General features: G+C 69.7%; 15 protein-coding genes. 12 read left to right on the forward strand and 3 right to left on the reverse strand.

The genetic code is table 11. The features are described from left to right. The 11 genes from FV220_RS19915 to FV220_RS25625 all read left to right on the forward strand — a co-directional run. Positions 1 to 520: TrmH family RNA methyltransferase (locus FV220_RS19915; protein ID WP_281406096.1), on the forward strand; the 520-nt coding region annotated here is incomplete at its 5' end. A gap of 124 nt (positions 521 to 644) precedes the next feature. Beyond that, positions 645 to 2,225, forward strand: a complete 1,581-nt coding sequence (crtI, locus tag FV220_RS19920; protein WP_056149569.1) for a phytoene desaturase family protein — start codon at positions 645 to 647, stop codon at positions 2,223 to 2,225. Positions 2,226 to 2,239: 14 nt separating this feature from the next. Then, positions 2,240 to 2,644, forward strand: a complete 405-nt coding sequence (locus FV220_RS19925) for a DUF2141 domain-containing protein (RefSeq protein ID WP_056149572.1) — start codon at positions 2,240 to 2,242, stop codon at positions 2,642 to 2,644. 11 nt (positions 2,645 to 2,655) lie between these two features. Next, the gene (locus tag FV220_RS19930) at positions 2,656 to 3,633 is read left to right on the forward strand and encodes an ABC transporter ATP-binding protein (RefSeq protein ID WP_147832981.1); all 978 of its coding nucleotides are present in this window, start codon (positions 2,656 to 2,658) and stop codon (positions 3,631 to 3,633) included. Beyond that, complete coding sequence (locus tag FV220_RS19935) at positions 3,630 to 4,835, forward strand: ABC transporter permease (RefSeq protein WP_147832982.1); 1,206 nt, start codon at positions 3,630 to 3,632, stop codon at positions 4,833 to 4,835. The genes FV220_RS19930 and FV220_RS19935 overlap by 4 nt, the downstream gene beginning before the upstream one ends. A gap of 181 nt (positions 4,836 to 5,016) precedes the next feature. Further along, positions 5,017 to 6,558 (forward strand): phytoene desaturase family protein, encoded by a 1,542-nt coding sequence (gene crtI, locus FV220_RS19940; RefSeq protein ID WP_147832986.1) that lies wholly within the window; start codon positions 5,017 to 5,019, stop codon positions 6,556 to 6,558. A gap of 50 nt (positions 6,559 to 6,608) precedes the next feature. Continuing rightward, a complete protein-coding gene (locus FV220_RS19945) occupies positions 6,609 to 7,361 on the forward strand; it encodes a lysophospholipid acyltransferase family protein (protein ID WP_147832987.1) in 753 nt (250 codons plus the stop codon). Next, on the forward strand, positions 7,358 to 8,491 hold the full coding sequence (locus FV220_RS19950) for a glycosyltransferase family 2 protein (protein ID WP_147832983.1): 1,134 nt from the start codon (positions 7,358 to 7,360) through the stop codon (positions 8,489 to 8,491). Before FV220_RS19945 ends, FV220_RS19950 begins: the two co-directional genes overlap by 4 nt. Before the next feature lie 644 nt (positions 8,492 to 9,135). Next, positions 9,136 to 10,431 carry an oxalate/formate MFS antiporter gene (gene oxlT / locus FV220_RS19955; RefSeq protein WP_056149589.1) on the forward strand — a complete coding sequence of 432 codons (1,296 nt, stop codon included), beginning with the start codon at positions 9,136 to 9,138 and terminating at the stop codon, positions 10,429 to 10,431. A 106-nt stretch (positions 10,432 to 10,537) separates the two neighbouring features. Next, positions 10,538 to 10,783: a hypothetical protein gene (locus FV220_RS19960; RefSeq protein ID WP_238253892.1), complete on the forward strand. Its 246-nt coding sequence runs from the start codon at positions 10,538 to 10,540 to the stop codon at positions 10,781 to 10,783. Between the two features lie 189 nt (positions 10,784 to 10,972). After that, positions 10,973 to 11,140, forward strand: a complete 168-nt coding sequence (locus tag FV220_RS25625) for a hypothetical protein (protein ID WP_156629687.1) — start codon at positions 10,973 to 10,975, stop codon at positions 11,138 to 11,140. A 102-nt stretch (positions 11,141 to 11,242) separates the two neighbouring features. Here FV220_RS25625 and cutA read toward each other — a convergent pair whose 3' ends face one another. Then, a complete protein-coding gene (gene cutA, locus FV220_RS19965; protein ID WP_147832984.1) occupies positions 11,243 to 11,563 on the reverse strand; it encodes a divalent-cation tolerance protein CutA in 321 nt (106 codons plus the stop codon). Positions 11,564 to 11,649: 86 nt separating this feature from the next. Between cutA and FV220_RS19970 the strand changes: the two genes are divergently transcribed. Further along, positions 11,650 to 12,420 carry an NAD kinase gene (locus FV220_RS19970; protein WP_018043637.1) on the forward strand — a complete coding sequence of 257 codons (771 nt, stop codon included), beginning with the start codon at positions 11,650 to 11,652 and terminating at the stop codon, positions 12,418 to 12,420. A 221-nt stretch (positions 12,421 to 12,641) separates the two neighbouring features. Here the strand turns inward: FV220_RS19970 and FV220_RS19975 are convergent, their stop codons facing one another. Together FV220_RS19975 and FV220_RS19980 are read right to left on the reverse strand one after the other, a co-directional pair. Further along, positions 12,642 to 13,535, reverse strand: a complete 894-nt coding sequence (locus FV220_RS19975; protein WP_026175901.1) for a DMT family transporter — start codon at positions 13,533 to 13,535, stop codon at positions 12,642 to 12,644. 64 nt (positions 13,536 to 13,599) lie between these two features. After that, the coding region (locus FV220_RS19980; protein WP_147832985.1) for a DUF2336 domain-containing protein at positions 13,600 to 15,009 on the reverse strand (1,410 nt) is incomplete at its 5' end.

Genomic DNA, 15,009 nt, shown 5'->3' on the forward strand with positions numbered 1-15,009 from the left:
TCCCCCGCCTCCGGCCCCTGCCCTCGTGGCCGGCCTCGTCGGGCTGACCAACCACGACAATGTCGGCGGCCTGTTCCGCAACGCCGCGGCCTTCGGGGCCGACGGCGTGCTCCTCGACCCCGCCACCTGCGATCCGCTCTACCGCAAGGCCATCCGGGTCTCGGCCGGCGCGGCGCTGACCGTCCCCTTCGCCCGCCTCGACGCGGAGGCGATGCTGGGCTTCGCGCACGCCAACGCTCTCGTTCCCCTCGCCTTCAGCCCGCGGGGAGACGACGTGCTTGCCGAGCTGCCGCCGCTGCCCCGCACGCTCCTGCTGCTCGGTACCGAGGGGCCGGGCCTGTCGCACGGCCTGATGGCGCGGATCCGCACCGTGCGGATCCCCATGGCCGCCGGCTTCGATTCGCTGAACGTGGCCACCGCCGGGGCATTGGCGCTCCACCATCTGGCCATGCAGCGTCCTTCATGCGGACACGCGACAATCCGTGGCAATTGTCCCGCCCCTGCCGCCGGTCGAGATTAGGCGGCAAGCTAGACCGGTATGGGTGGCATCCCCGACTCCGGGCTTTGAGCTTGGCACGGATGCCGATACGCCTGGCGCATGGGAGGTTTCCCATCGGAGGTCGTCGACGAGGGAGTTGATTGCGTTGCTTCAGTCACGGGATGGCCTGCGGACCCTGTCAGGACGCCGCGTCATCGTCGTCGGCGCCGGTCCTGGGGGATTGGCGACGGCACTTCTTCTCGCCCGCGCCGGCGTTCACGTCACCCTGGTCGAGAAGGACCCGGCCGTGGGAGGCCGGACGAAGACCGTGGAGGCCCCCGGCGGCTACCGGTTCGACATCGGCCCGACCTTCTTCCTTTATCCACAGATTCTCGCTGACATCTTCGAGACCTGCGGGGAACGGCTCGAAGATCACGTCAAGCTCGAACGGCTCGATCCGCAATACCACCTCGTCTTCGAGGCGGGCGGCGAGATCCGCGCCACCAACGACATGGAGCGGCTGGAGGCCGAGGTCGCCCGCATCGCCCCGGACGACGCCAGGAACGTCCGGAAATTCTTCGCCGACAACCGGGTGAAGCTGAAATTCTTCAAGCCCGTGCTGGAACAGGCCTTCCACACCCTGCGCGCCATGGCCTCCCCGGCCATGATCGCCGCCCTGCCCCATCTCCATCCCGGCCGCAGCGTCGACAAGGACCTGCAGCGCTACTTCAAGGACCCGCGGGTCCGCCTCGCCTTCGCGTTCCAGACCAAATATCTCGGGATGTCGCCGTTCCGCTGCCCGAGCCTGTTCACGATCCTGTCGTTCCTCGAATACGAGCACGGGGTCTATCATCCCGTCGGCGGCTGCGGCGCGGTGTCGGAAGCGATGGCCGGGCTCGCCCGCCGCATGGGCGTGGACATCCGCCTCGGCACCTCGGTGGACAGGGTGCTCTTCGAGGGCAAGAAAGCGATCGGCGTGGTCTGCGGGACCGAGACGCTGAAGGCCGACGCCGTGGTCATCAACGGCGATTTCGCCAAGGTGATCAAGGATCTGGTTCCTCAGACGCACCGCCCGCGCTGGCGCGACGCCAAGATCGACAAGGCCCGCCTCTCCTGCTCGACCTTCATGATGTATCTCGGGATCGAGGGGAAAGTGCCGGCGGGGCTCGGCCACCACACCATCTTCCTGTCGGAGGAATACGCCCGCAACATCCGGGAGATCACCGAGGGCACCCTGCCGATGCAGCCCTCGCTCTATGTCCAGCACGCGGGCTACACCGATGGCGGCATGGCGCCGGCCGGGCATACCAGCCTCTACGTCCTCGTGCCGGTGCCGAACCTGAAATCGGGGATCGACTGGCCCGCCACCCGTGAGAGCTACCGCCGCCTCGTCCTCGACCGGCTGAAGCTGCTCGGCCTCGACGATATCGAGGATCGCATCCGCTACGAGCGCATCGTCGACCCGTCGCAATGGCAGGACGATTTCTTCGTGTATGAGGGCGCCACCTTCAACCTCGCCCACGACCTGATGCAGATGTTGTATTTCCGCCCTCACAACCGCTTCGGACCGGGGCTCTACCTCGTGGGCGGCGGCACTCATCCGGGTTCGGGCCTGCCGGTGATCTACGAGGGCGCGCGCATCACCGCCCGCCTCCTCATCGAGGAGCTCTCCGCCGGGCGCGTCGGCGCGGAGGCCGCCGGCATCCCCACCACCCAGCCGCTCGCCACGTCGGGCGACGCTTCGTGAGGGGCGTTTTCGCGATGGCCCTCACCGTCGCCCTGGCCTGCGGCGGCGCGCAAGCGGCCACGGTCGAGGTGCTGGTGGAGGGGATCGAGCCCGGCGCCGGCACGGTCTACGTCGCCCTGTGCCAGGGCGGCCTGTCGGAGGCCGAATGCCGCAACGGGCAGGACGTCCCGGCGGACGGCCGCAGCCGGCGGGTGATCCTCACCGGGATCGAGCCCGGTATCTACGCGGTCGCCGCCTACCAGGATCTCGACGGCAACCGCCGCCTCGACCGCACCGGCCTCGGCCTGCCGCTGGAACCCTATGGCTTCTCCGGCGAGATGGGCCGTGCCCGCCCGGATTTCAGCCGCGCGCGCTTCACCCTGCGCGAGCCCGGGGTCGCGGTGCGGGTACGCCTCGTCCGCGCCCTGCCACCCCGCTGACCCCGCCGCTCATGAATCCGGGACAGGAGCCCCTGGTCGTGGTCCGGGGCGCCACCCTCGCCTATCGCGGGCATCGCGTCCTGCGCGGCGTCGATTGCCGGATCGAGGCCGGAGAGACCCTCGCCCTGCTCGGCCCGAACGGTGCCGGCAAGAGCTCGCTCATGCGCATCGTGGCCGGACGATTGCCGCCGGAGAGCGGCACCGTGCGGATCGCCGGTGCCGACCCGTTCCGTGAGCGCGAGGCGCGGCGCGCCATCGGCTGGGTGCCCCAGGAGATCGCCCTTTATCCGCGCCTCACCGTGGCCGAGAACCTCTCCGTCTTCGCACAACTCTCCGGGATCGGCCGGCGCGAGCGCAAGGCGGCAGTCCAGGCCGCCCTCGATCTGGCCGATCTCGGCGAGGTGGCGCGGCGTCCGGTGGGCCACCTGTCCGGCGGCTACCAGCGCCGGGCCAACATCGCCGCGAGCCTGATGGCGCGGCCGCGCCTCGTCCTCCTCGACGAGCCGACCCAGGGAGTGGATCTGCACGCGCGCGCCGCGATCCATGCAGTGCTCGCCCGCCTGCGGGAGCAGGGCGCCGCGATCCTCATCGCCACCCACGATTTCGCCGAGGCAGAACGCCTCGCCGACCGTGTCGCGATCCTGGCGGACGGGCGGCTCATCCATGAAGGCCGGCTCGCCCTCCTCCTCGAACGCATCCGCGCGGAGGTTCCCGAGCACGAGGTGGCGCTCACCAATCCCGCCGGCCCGGACGCCGTGGCGGCCCTGCGCCGGGCGGGATTCACCCCCATCGATACCGGACTGACCTGGCGGGCGAGCCACCGGGCCGGGCTCGACGGAACCGCGCTCCTCGGCAGCCTGCGGGCGCAAGGCGTGCCGGTGGGGGAAATCCGCATCCGCGCGCCGGGTCTGGACGCGATCTACCGCGAGGCCCTCGACCGCGCCGGACCGGACCGGCCCCTGACCCTCCACACGGGACACGAGGCATGATCACCGCCGCCTTCCGGGTGATGCTGATCAGCCTGCGGCGCGACCGCGCCGCCCTGGTCATGGCCTTCGTCCTGCCGACCGTGATCTTCATGATCTTCGCCGCGATCTTCTCGGGCGCCATCGGCGACCGGATCCGCATCCATCTCGGTCTCGTCGACCTCGCCCGCACGGCGACCACCGAGCGGCTGATGGCGGCCCTGGAGGCCGACACCTCCCTGCGCATCGAGCGGCTGAAGGCCACCGATCTCGCCGGGGCGACGGGCGCGGTCCGGCGCGGGGAGGTGGACGCCGCCCTGGTCCTGCGCGGCGATCTCGACGCGCCCGTGGCCGGAGCCCCGCCCGAGGCCGCCCAGCCGGTGATTCTCATCGAGAACCCCGCCCGGGCACTGGCCACGCCGATCGCGCTCGGCCAGTTGCAGCGCATCCTCAACGAGGCCCTGCCGGACGTGGTCCTCGCCCGGATCGTCGCCGACGTGGAACGGTCGGGCAAGATCGGGACGGACGAACGCGCCTTCCTCAACTCGGCCTTCGCCGAGCAGCGCGCCCGCAAGGAGCCGTTCTCCTTCGCCTCCCTGGTGGAGCGCCAGAGCACCGCCTCGGGCCGCACCAACGAGCGGGTCAGCTACTATGCCGGCGCCATAACCGCCGTGTTCCTGCTGTTCGCGGCCATGCAGGGGGCGATGTCCCTGGTGGAGGAGCGGCAATCGGGCCTCGCCGACAGGCTCATGGCCGGGCCCGGCGGGCTCGCCGTGGTGGTAGTGGGGAAGTTCCTGTTCCTGGTGATCCAGGGCGTGGTCCAGGCCGGGCTGATCTTCGCCGCCGCCGCACTCGTCTATGGGGTCGAGATCGGCCCGCACTGGCCGGCCTGGATCGTCACCTCGTTTCTCGTCTCGGCCATGGCGGCGGGGCTGGCGCTGGCCGCCTGCGCGGCCGCCAATACCCGCCAGCAGGCGCATCTCGCCTCCACCTTCGGGGTCCTGCTGCTCTCGGCGGTGGGCGGCAGCATGGTGCCGCGCTTCCTGATGCCACCCTGGCTGCAGCAGGTCGGCTGGCTCACCCCCAACGCCTGGGCGATCGAGGCCTATCAGACGGCGCTCGGCGAAGGCATGGCCGCGGCGATGCCGGCCTGGGGGGTGATGATCACCGTGGCGGCCTTGGGCCTGGTGGCCGCCGTTGGTCTGGTGGCGCGCCGGGTGGTGTGAGCCAGCGAGCGTCACCTCGAACCCGAAACTGGCCGAGCCGGACCTCCTATCCCCGCTCCCGGCCCTGAAATGGGCGATAACTCCGATGGCGCGACCGGTTAGCGCGTTGACCGCGCGGCGATCCGGTCTAGCTTCATCCGCGAGGCATGGCATCGGCCGGGCCCAGGGAGTGACGATGAACATGCGGGTCGGGTCTTCGGTCGCCGTGGTCGGCGCAGGGTTGGGCGGCCTCGCGGCGGCCTGCGTCAGCGCGGCGCGCGGCCACACAGTCACCCTCTACGACAAGAACGATTGGCTCGGCGGCAAGGCGGCGGTGCTGCACGAGGGCGGTTTCCGCTTCGACATGGGCCCGACCATCCTCACGGTGCCGAAGGTGCTGGAGCGGATCTTCCAGGAGGCCGGCCGCAACATCCACGACTACCTCGACCTGCGCCGCCTCGATCCGCAATGGCGCTGCTTCTTCGACGACGACACCCATCTCGACCTCATGGCCGACGTGCCCACCATGGCCGCCGACATGGAGCGTTTCGCGCCCAATACCGGCGCTGGCGAGGGCTACAAGAAGTTCCTCGAGATCTCCGAGCACCTGCACGACGTCTCGAACAAGTTCTTCTTCTGGAAGCCGGTGGAGGATCTGTTCGACACGATCAACATCCGCGCCAACATGAATCCCGGTACCCTGCGGGACGTGCTCTCCCTCCGCATGGGCTCGTCGGTGGCCGGCACCATCCGCTCGAAGGTCAAGGATGCGCGCCTCGCGCAGATGCTCGACCATTTCGTGCAATATGTCGGCTCGTCCCCCTACGGCGCGCCGGCGGTGCTGTGCGCCATCGCCCACATGCAGACCGCCGAGGGGGTCTGGTACCCGATGGGCGGCACCCGCGCGGTGGCCGAGGCGCTGACGAAGCTCGCCTCCGAACTCGGCGCCACCCTGCGGCCGGGCGACGAGGTCACCGGGCTCGCCATCGAGAAGGGCAAGGTGAAGGGCGTGAAGACCGCCGCCGGCATCACCCCGTTCGACGCGGTGATCTCCAACATGGACTCGGTGCGGACCTACCGCGAGCTCGTCGGCGGCGATGTCGGCAAGGCCTACGAGAAGAAGAGCTTCGAGCCGGCCTGTTCGGGCGTGGTGCTCTATCTCGGCCTGAACAAGCGCTACGAGCACCTGAACCACCACGATTTCGTCTTCTCCCGCGATCCGGAGGAGGAGTTCGACTACATCTACCGCAAGGGCGAGCCGGCTCCGGACCCGACCGCCTATCTCGCCGCCCCCTCCTCCACCGATCCGAGCGTGGCACCGGAGGGCGGCGAGGCCCTCTACGTCCTCGTCCACACGCCCTATCTTCGGCCACATCACGACTGGAAGACAATGTTCCCGGCCTACCGGCGGGTGATCCTCGACAAGCTCAAGCGCACCGGCCACATGCCGGATCTCGAAGAGCGCATCGTCGTCGAGCGCCATCTGACGCCGCAGGACATCCACGAGCGCTACAAGGTGCTCAACGGGGCGATCTACGGCCTCGCCTCGCACGGCAAGTTCATGGGCGCGTTCAAGCCAGGCAACCGCTCGCGGCAGGTGCGCGGCCTGTATCTCGCCGGCGGCGCGGCCCATCCCGGCCCCGGCATGCCCATGGTGATGATGTCGGGTTGGATCGCCGCCGACGCGCTCGATTCCGACGCGCAGGGCGGAGACACCCGCGGCGAGGTGCGGCAGAGCGCGTGAGCCCGCCGGCTCCCCCCACGCCGCGCCATTCGCCACCGATCTGGCGGTTCATGGTCTGGTACTTCGACCGGTTCCTGCGCCGCCACATGAACGCGCTCCGGCTCGCCCGCTGGGGCGCGCCGGATTGTACCGGCCATCCCGGCCCCGTCGTCGTCGTCCTCAATCACCCGTCGTGGTGGGACGCGGCCGTGGTGATCCTCCTGGCCGGCCGCCTGTTTCCCGAGCGGACGAGCCACGCCCCGTTCGATGCGGCGGCGCTGGAGAAATACGCGGTCTTCGGGCGAATCGGCGCGTTTCCGGTGGATCTCGAGTCGCTGCGCGGGGCGGCGCAGTTCCTTGCCCATTCCCGCGCGATCCTCGGCGCGCCCGGACAGATGCTCTGGATCACGGCGCAGGGACGCTTCGTCGATGTCCGCGCCCGCCCGCTCGACCTGCGCGCGGGAGTGGCGAGACTCCCCGAGATCGCCCCGGACGCGCTGTTCGTGCCCCTCGCCCTGGACTACGCCTTCTGGGAAGAACGAGGCGCCGAAGCCTTCGCGGCCTTCGGCACGCCGGTGCGGGGTGCCGATCTCCTCGCGCTGTCCCGCCCGGAGCGGCTGGCCCGGATGGAGGCCGACCTGACCGCCACCCTCGACCGGCTCTCCGCGGACGTCGTCGCCCACGAGCCCGAGCGCTTCACGACCCTGACCTCCGGCGGCAAGGGTATCGGCGGAATTTATGACGGCTGGCGCCGGATGCGGGCCGTCCTCACCGGCCGCCGCTTCGACCCGGCCCACAGCTCCGAGAAAGACAGAGCCCCGTGACCTTCGTCCTGGCGCTCGTCGCCCTCGCCTTCGCCCTCCTCCCCGCCATCCTGGCCTGCGCGAACCTCATCGCCCTGCGCACGCCGGAGCCGGAATCGGCGCAGGACGGGCTGGTCTCGATCCTGATCCCCGCCCGCGACGAGGAGGGCACTATCGTCGGCACGGTGCGGGCCGCCCTGGCGAGCACCGGCATCGCCGTGGAGGTGCTGGTCGGGGACGACCATTCCACCGATGCCACGGCCGGCCTCGTCCGCGCCCTGGCGGAGACCGATCCCCGGCTCCGGCTCGTCCCGGTTCCCGCCCTGCCCGAGGGCTGGACGGGGAAGAACCACGCCTGCGCCGCCCTCGCGGCCGAGGCGAGGGGCGGGCACCTCCTCTTCATCGACGCCGACGTCACCCTGACGCCCGGCGCCGCGGCGGTGCTCGTCGCCCATGCCCGCGCCACGGGGGCCGCCCTGGTGAGCGCCGTGCCGCGCCAGATCATGCGCAGCCTCGGCGAGCGGCTCACCGTGCCGATGATCAACTTCCTCCTCGTCGGCTACCTCCCCGTGCCGATGATGCGCGCCTCGCTCCGTCCGGCTCTCGGCGCCGCCTGCGGCCAGCTCGTCCTCATCGACCGCTCCGTCTACGGTGAGACCGGCGGCCACGGCGCCATCCGCGGACGCCTGCATGACGGCGTGTTCCTGCCCCGGATCCTGCGCCATGCCGGGCATCGCACCGACCTCGTGGCGGGTCACGCGCTCGCCAACTGCCGGATGTACCGCAGCTTCGCCGAATCCTGGGCCGGGTTCTCGAAGAACGCCCATGAGGGCATGGCCACGCCCCGCGCCCTCCCGGTCTGGACGCTGCTCCTGCTCGCGGGCCATGTCCTGCCGCTCGTCCTCGTCCTCGCCGCCGCCTTCGGCCTCGCGACACCCACGGCCGGTCTGGTGGCGCTCGCCGCCCTCGTCGTCTCGCTCGCCACCCGCGCGGCGATCACCCTCATCACCCACGAGCCGGCTGCGACCATCCTCCTCCACCCGTTCGGGGTAGTGGTGGCCCTGGCGATCCAGTGGAACGTCCTGCTGGACCCTAAGCGCGCCGGAGCGGCGGTGTGGAAGGGGCGGAGCTATCCGGTGGGGCGGGCGTAACTCGCCCTCTTCCCGGCCGTAGGCGAGGCCGGGTTTCCGAGCGGCGGCGTCTCCCGTCCGCCTCCCCGGGTGACGGCCGCGCGCACGGTTCCCCTGCCCGCGACGCAAGGACAGTCCCGGCGTCACGACGATGAAGCGTCGACCGAACCGAGGTCCGTCGGACCGTGGAACGAAGTATACCAAGTGTTTGTTTTTTTTGACGTAAATGTCAAAAACTCTTAGTTTTATAATTTATGCAGATCGAATACTCGGGTCTACGCGGCGCGACATTGTCTACCCCGATAGGGATCCGATCATAGCCTGCCCGTGCCAGTCAAACAGCTCGGAATGCGATGGCTTCGATGGTCCCGCTTCTCGTCACCCCCGGGACCGCCCCGTCCCGATTAATTTTCCCGGCTGTGGTGGATGAAACATCCTGCTCATTCGTGGGGCGCTATAGGGCAAGATTTCGCGAAATCCCACCAAATCTCCGCCCTTACATGCATTATGGTGCTTGCCAGCACATCTGATATGCCAAATACTGAATACCAGCCGACGACTTCTGATCCCGACGATCACTTGCCGCGGCCGAGGGAGCCGATCCGCTGGGGTGCCTCGATCTCCAAGCCCTCAAGTATCCATGTCCATGATCAGGGAGAAAGCTCATGGCGACGTCCGTGACCGCGCCCATAACGGCGCAACCTTCAAAGCGATGGCTCCAACTCGTCCTCGGCGTGGCCTGTATGGTCGCGGCGGCGAACATTCAGTACGCCTGGACGCTGTTCGTCCCGGAAATTCAGAAGACCTTCGGCTGGGACCGCGCCGCGATCCAGGTCGCCTTCACGATCTTCGTCGTGGTGCAGACATGGCTGACCCCGATTGAAGGCTACTTCATCGACAAGTACGGCCCGAGCCGGGTCGTGATGTTCGGCGGTCTGATGACCGGCCTCGCCTGGGTCATCAACTCCTACGCCACCTCGCTCACGGGCTTCTATCTCGGCTCCGTGGCCGGCGGCATCGGCGTCGGTTGCGTCTACGCCACCTGCATCAACAACGCCCTGAAATGGTTCCCGGACAAGCGCGGCCTCGCGGTCGGCCTGACGGCGGGCGGCTATGGCGCCGGATCGGCCCTCACGATCCTGCCGATCGCCAGCATGATCTCGCACGGCAGCTACGCCCAGGCCTTCTTCATCTTCGGCCTGATCCAGGGCGCGGTCATCATGCTGGCCGCCATCGGCCTGCGCTCCCCGGCCAAGGACCAGGTCATCTTCTCGACCAAGGTCCTGCAGAGCCGGCGCGACTACACCCTCGGGGAAGCCCTGCGCACGCCGGTCTTCTACGTCATGCTGCTCATGTTCACCTGCACGGTCACCGGCGGCCTGATGGCCGTGGCCCAGCTCGGCGTCATCGCGCAGGATCTCGGCGTGAAGGAGTTCCAGGTCAACCTGTACTTCTTCGCCATGGCGGCCCTGCCCTTCGCGCTGATGCTCGACCGGATCATGAACGGCATCTCGCGGCCGCTCTTCGGCTACATCTCGGACCGGATCGGCCGTGAGAAGACGATGTTCATCGCCTTCACCATGGAGGGCATCGGCATCGTCGCTCTCGGTTACTTCGGCTCGAACCCCTGGGCCTTCGTGATCCTGTCCGGCATCGTGTTCCTGGCCTGGGGCGAGGTCTACTCGCTGTTCAGCGCCACGGCCGCCGATACGTTCGGCTCCAAGCACATCGGCAAGATCTACGGCGTGCTCTACTGCGCCAAGGGTTTCGCCGCCCTGTTCGTCCCGCTCGGCAACATCCTGATGCAGGCCACGGGCACCTGGGCGACGGTGCTGTATACGGTGGCGATCATGGATCTCTTCGCCGCGTTCCTGGCCGTGGCCGTCCTCCGGCCGATGCTCAAGCGCCACCACGTCGCCAACGGCTCGGTCACTCCGGCCGGCGCCCTGGCCCACGCCTGACCGACCCCTCGCCCCGCCCGACCGGCGGGGCGAGCCCGGCACGACCGAAGGAGCCGATGGCGTCCCGTCCGAGGGGCGCCTCCTGTCCGCCCTCCCGTGTCGCCCCATGCGCCGTCATGTCCAACTCTGCTCGGCCATCGCCGGAGTGCCCGAGATGAACATCGCCGCCATCCTCGCCCTCCAAAGTATTCCGTTCGCCGCCCTGGTGCTCGCCACGGCCGGTGCCAACCGCGATCTCTTCGCGGTTCTGTATGTCGCGGCCCTGGGCCTGACCCTATCCATCATCATCTTCGGCGACGGGCATCACACGCTGCCGCTGATGCCCGGCATGTCCGGCGGCAACCATCGTTGAGACGCCCTCGACCGAGGAGGAAAAGGCGGCGCGGAACAGCGACACGCTCCCCTCGCGCGGCATCGCCTCCGCCGAGACGACGGCGCAGCTCAGCGCCGGAAACATGGGCGTCATACGGAATGTGATATACCAAGGATCATGGTGCGGTGCGATATAAGCTTCATTGCAGTTGCAAGAGAGGCTCCTTTCATGATCGCTCTGTTCATCCTCGGTCTCGCCGCCGTCGCCGTCGGCCCCGCCCTGGCCCTGCTCACGGATCGTCCCGAATCGGCCCCGCCGGTCGCCGGCACCACCTCCGCCGGCATGTTCGTCGCCATCAACGACAACGCCCGGGCGTCCTACCGTCTGGCTGCCTGAGCCGAGACCGGTTGATCGGGCCCCTCCCCCACAGATTCTCCCCGCCAGGCCCCGCCGCGGCGGGGTTTTTCATGGCCCGGCGGGATGGCGATCGGACGCGCCTCAACCGCCGGTCTCAGCGAGAATCCACGAGGCGGTGTCGGGATCGGCCCCGCTCGTGGCGAGATGCAGGATGATCGGCGTCTCGTAGGGATGGCGCTGCCTCAGCGCGGCGGCGAGGGAATCGGCGAGCCCCTCCCGGGTCTTGAGGATGGCGACGACCTCCTCACCCCGCTCCACCGCCCCCTTCCAGGCATAGACCGACCGCATTCCCGGCAGGACGTTGACGCAGGCGGCGAGCCGCCCGCGCACCAGTTCCTCGCCGATGGCCAGCGCCGTCTCGGCATCGGGAAAGGTGGTGTAGACGAGAAGCGGACGCTCCATGCTATGGGTCTCCGGGTCAGCGGCCTGTTCCGAGGGGAATGAGGCGCGCGGCGAAGCCCGGCGTCAACACGAGCGGACGATCATCCATGGCGCGGCGCTTCCAGAGGATCGCCTTCATCGCGAGCCCCACCGCCGATGCGAGGAGCGCAGCGGACACGCTGATGCGGCGCTACGACAGCGTCGCCCCCGAGGAGGCCGACGTGATCGTGGCTTTGGGCGGTGACGGGCTGATGCTGCAGGCGCTCCACCGCTTCATGCTGGCCGGCACGCCAATCTACGGCATGAATCGCGGCACCGTCGGCTTCCTGATGAACGAGTGGCGCGAGGACAACCTCCTCGAACGGCTGGAGAGCACCAAGCGCAGCACCATCCACCCGCTCATGATGGAGGCGGTGGACGTGGAGGGGCGCCGGCACACGGCGCGTGCCATCAACGAAGTCTACATGCTGCGCCAGACGCACCAGACCGCCAAGCTGAAGATCTCGGTGGACGGACATGTGCGCCTGCCCGAGCTCATCGCCGACGGCGTGCTCTGCGCGACGCCCGCCGGCTCCACCGCCTACAACCTCTCGGTGGGCGGCCCGATCCTGCCCCTGAATTCGCGGCTCCTGGCGCTGACCCCGATCTCGGCCTTCCGCCCCCGGCGCTGGCACGGCGCCCTGCTGCCGGATCACGCCCGCATCCAGGTGGAGGTGCTCGACGCGGCGCATCGCCCGGTGGCCGCGGTGGCCGACCACACCGAGTTCCGCCGGGTCTGCACCGTGGAGACCTGGCTCGACCTCAAGACCGACCTCACCCTCCTCCACGATCCCGGCCACAGCCTCGACGAGCGGATTCTTCGCGAACAGTTCGGCTGACGTGACGCTGCGCGGCGTCTCGCGCCGGCCGCCGGATCGGGTCCCGCCGGCGCTCCAGCCGTCCGGGGAAGGGGCGCGGCTTTTCCCGACCCCGTCAGTGCCGGCACGTTTTGCGGGCGCCCGGAGCGCCGGGGCAAGACGTGCCGCGTCAGCGACGCAGATCCTCATCGATTGCAAGAACGGACGCCTGCAATAGACTGTAGGGACTATATTTTCCTCGCTCACCCAGCTTGACGCAGATTCTCTCGTTTCGCCCGATACGCACCGACCGTACTACCCACCGAGGCCGCCATGATGCAGGCGATGGCGGCACCCTGCAGGGGCGTGAGGCGCTCCCCGAGGATGAGGAAGCCGGCGAGCGCGCCGCAGACCGGCTCGAGACTGAGCAGGATGCCGAAGGTCTGGCGCGGCAGGCCCCGTAGCGCCACCATCTCCAGGGAATACGGGATCGCGCTCGACAGGATCGCCACGGCGAGGCCGGCCACGACGAGGGAGGGCGAGAGCAGCGCCATGCCCGCCTGAGCGATCCCGAAGGGCAGGATCACCAGGGCCGCGACACTCATGCCGAGGGCCACCGCCTGCCCGCCGGGCAGGTGCCCCGCCCTCTGGCCGACGAGAATGTAGAGCGCCCAGCACAGGGCCGCGCCCAGCGCGCAGGCGACGCCGACGGGATCGAGGCCGGAGCTCGCCCGATCCAGGGGCAGCAGCAGGCACAGCCCCAGCATGGCGAGCGCCACCCAGACGAGATCGACGGCGCGCCGCGACGAGGCCACCGCCACGAGGAGCGGCCCGACGAACTCGATGGCGATGGCGAGCCCCAGGGGGATCGTCCGCAGGGAGAGGTAGAACAGCAGGTTCATGCCGCCGAGCACGAGCCCGTAGAGCACCACCACACCGGCATCCCGCCGGCCGAGGGTCCGGCGCCAGGGTCGCCACACGGCCAGCAGAAGCACCGCCGCCAGGGTGACGCGGTAGGCGGAGGTGCCCTCCGCGCCGATGACCGGGAACAGCTGTTTGGCGAAGGAGGTGCCGATCACGAGGGAGACGATCGAGCCCACCAGGGCGGCCACGGGGGCGAGGCCGGCGAGAACGGCTCGGGTGTCGGTGCCTGTCATGCCGCCCTCATAGCCGGATGAGGGCGAAGGGGCGACGATCATGGCGCCGGATGGCCGCTCCGGGTCAGGCGGCGAGGCGCATCCTGTCGCGGTCGGCGCGGTAGCTGGCGATGAGGGCGTCGGGAATCGCGTCCAGGACCGCATCGACCTCGCGGGTCGACGACATGCCGACATCGATCCGAACGGGGTCGGGTACGACATCGAATTCCGGCTGGGACACGACGATGGATGGCACGTTGATCGTCACGAGGTCGTGGCCGGTCAGGTCGATGGGCGCGGCGGCGAGCGGGCGGACCTGTGCCCTCGCCTCGCGAACACTCGCCATCAGACCGTCGGACAAAGAATCGAGCACGGCTTCCACCGTCCTCCCCCGCTCGACGACGGTGTCGATGCGGATGGGCTGAAGCGCCAGCGGCGTGGGTTGGGCCGGCCGCTGGGAGACGAGCTGCTGCGCCAGGCGCCATTCCACGTCGAGGATCTGCATCCGCGTCCGGGTCTCCTGGCTCACCTTCGCCTCCATGGCCTTGGCGGCGACGCGGGACTCCTCGCGGGCGGCCTCGGCCTCGTAGCGGGCCAGAAGCGCCATGACGCTCTGCGCCTCGGCGAGCGGCATGGTCTCGCAGGCGGTGAGCGCGCGCTCGATCATCCGGCGCGACAGGGTGGCACTCCCGGGCTTGGCTTGGCCGGGCTCGGCCTGGAGATCGGCCTCGCGCCAGGCCGAGAGTGCGGCCACGAAGGCGGGCAGCAGAACGGCCGGCAATCCGGCGCGGCGGTGGAGGGCGGCGAAGCCCGAGGCGGAGGGGTCGTGCATCAGCCCGGCCACGCGGTCGGCCTTCAGGCCGGTGAGATCGGACAAGGCCGCCTCCGCGAAGGCCATGCGGCCCGACAGGATCGCCCGCAGGATCAGGCCGGCATTGAGCTGGCCCCGGATGCGCAGATGGCTCACGAGGCGGGCGAGGTCCGCCCCGTCGGCCCCGGCGCTCACCTCCAGGGTGCTGCGCTCCAGGGCTTCGCGGCTCGCCCGCTCCCCGCGCGCCGGGGTGAGCCAGCCCGAGGCGACGGCGAAGGCCGAGAGGGATGCCGCCACGCGGGCGGTGACGGCTTGCCGGACTTCGAGGGGTAGGTCGGCCCGTATCGTCAGGGCGTTCCTGAGGCCGGCATCGTCGCCGTGCCGCTCCACCATGCGCAGCAGGCTGCCGGTGGTGATGCCGGCGCTCCGGTTGCGCACCAGGGCGGTGAGGGAGGGGACGCCGCCGATCTCGGCCATGGCCCCGGACACCGCGTGGGAGAGGCCGAGCCGGCCGGCGATAGCGGTGCGGGTGGTCTCGCAGCCGACGGCGATGCCGTCGACGAGATCCGCATCGGTGAGGACGGACGAGCGCCGCAGGACCAGGGCGGCGATGTCGGGCTGGTCGCCGGCCAGGGCCACGACCAGCGGCCGAGGCGCGGTGGCGCAACCGGCGCAGGCCTGCGC

It is taken from the genome of Methylobacterium sp. WL19, from assembly GCF_008040005.1.
GTDB classification, from domain to species: Bacteria; Pseudomonadota; Alphaproteobacteria; order Rhizobiales; family Beijerinckiaceae; genus Methylobacterium; species Methylobacterium bullatum.

Coding starts and splice junctions, on each gene's coding strand:
- FV220_RS19925 (WP_056149572.1), top strand. CDS start 2,240: ATGGCCCTCACCGTCGCCCTGGCCTGCGGCGGCGCGCAAGCGGCCACG.
- FV220_RS19930 (WP_147832981.1), top strand. CDS start 2,656: ATGAATCCGGGACAGGAGCCCCTGGTCGTGGTCCGGGGCGCCACCCTC.
- FV220_RS19935 (WP_147832982.1), top strand. CDS start 3,630: ATGATCACCGCCGCCTTCCGGGTGATGCTGATCAGCCTGCGGCGCGAC.
- crtI (WP_147832986.1), top strand. CDS start 5,017: ATGCGGGTCGGGTCTTCGGTCGCCGTGGTCGGCGCAGGGTTGGGCGGC.
- FV220_RS19945 (WP_147832987.1), top strand. CDS start 6,609: ATGGTCTGGTACTTCGACCGGTTCCTGCGCCGCCACATGAACGCGCTC.
- oxlT (WP_056149589.1), top strand. CDS start 9,136: ATGGCGACGTCCGTGACCGCGCCCATAACGGCGCAACCTTCAAAGCGA.
- FV220_RS19960 (WP_238253892.1), top strand. CDS start 10,538: ATGCGCCGTCATGTCCAACTCTGCTCGGCCATCGCCGGAGTGCCCGAG.
- FV220_RS25625 (WP_156629687.1), top strand. CDS start 10,973: ATGATCGCTCTGTTCATCCTCGGTCTCGCCGCCGTCGCCGTCGGCCCC.
- cutA (WP_147832984.1), bottom strand. CDS start 11,563: ATGGAGCGTCCGCTTCTCGTCTACACCACCTTTCCCGATGCCGAGACG.
- FV220_RS19970 (WP_018043637.1), top strand. CDS start 11,650: ATGGCGCGGCGCTTCCAGAGGATCGCCTTCATCGCGAGCCCCACCGCC.
- FV220_RS19975 (WP_026175901.1), bottom strand. CDS start 13,535: ATGACAGGCACCGACACCCGAGCCGTTCTCGCCGGCCTCGCCCCCGTG.